The organism is uncultured Ruegeria sp., from assembly GCF_947489545.1.
GTDB lineage: Bacteria > Pseudomonadota > Alphaproteobacteria > Rhodobacterales > Rhodobacteraceae > Ruegeria.
In genome coordinates this window covers 1-472 of record NZ_CANLDZ010000087.1, presented here as the reverse complement: position 1 = coordinate 472, position 472 = coordinate 1, and the positions used below count along the sequence as shown (strand labels likewise).

1 protein-coding gene is annotated in these 472 nt (G+C 53.2%); it reads right to left on the bottom strand.

Translation table 11 applies throughout. The features are described 5' to 3' along the window. Nucleotides 1–3: 3 nt before the first annotated feature. The gene (locus Q1B13_RS26875; protein ID WP_298938311.1) at nucleotides 4–333 is read right to left on the bottom strand and encodes a hypothetical protein; all 330 of its coding nucleotides are present in this window, start codon (nucleotides 331–333) and stop codon (nucleotides 4–6) included. Between the last annotated feature and the right edge of the window lie 139 nt (nucleotides 334–472).

Below are 472 nucleotides of genomic sequence, written 5' to 3'. Positions count from 1 at the left end.
CCATCAGATTGTCGCGCAGCAGTGTAACTTGTGCCGACGCAAGATCAACTTACTCGCCTCGGACCTCGTAAGCATCGTAGGACCTGACTGGATGATAGGATGCGTGACCGAGGATGTGTCGATCTCGTGGCTCTCGTACCAGATCAGGTTCTCCGGGTCTTTGCCCTGGTAGGCCTTGAGCGCCTCGATGACATCCGCTGGCATAGGACCATCATCAAGCCGCCAATTCCTCTTAACGAAGTCCATGGCGGCGTTATCTGCTGTGGCTTCATCGGTAAATACAGCAACGTTGGGGCCATTCTCATCGTCTGTTGTTACCGTGTAGATTTTCATTTGCAGACCTCTCTTGTGATGGTTGAAACACCCAACCCAAAGCCTGCTTTTCCTTTTGGAAGTATTGGGGTGCGTGACGCGGTCAGAGCTAAACCCCCGTTCATACCGCGCCACGCTGTAACCAAGGGGGTATGGTTAG

Coding starts and splice junctions, on each gene's coding strand:
- Q1B13_RS26875 (WP_298938311.1), bottom strand. CDS start 333: ATGAAAATCTACACGGTAACAACAGACGATGAGAATGGCCCCAACGTT.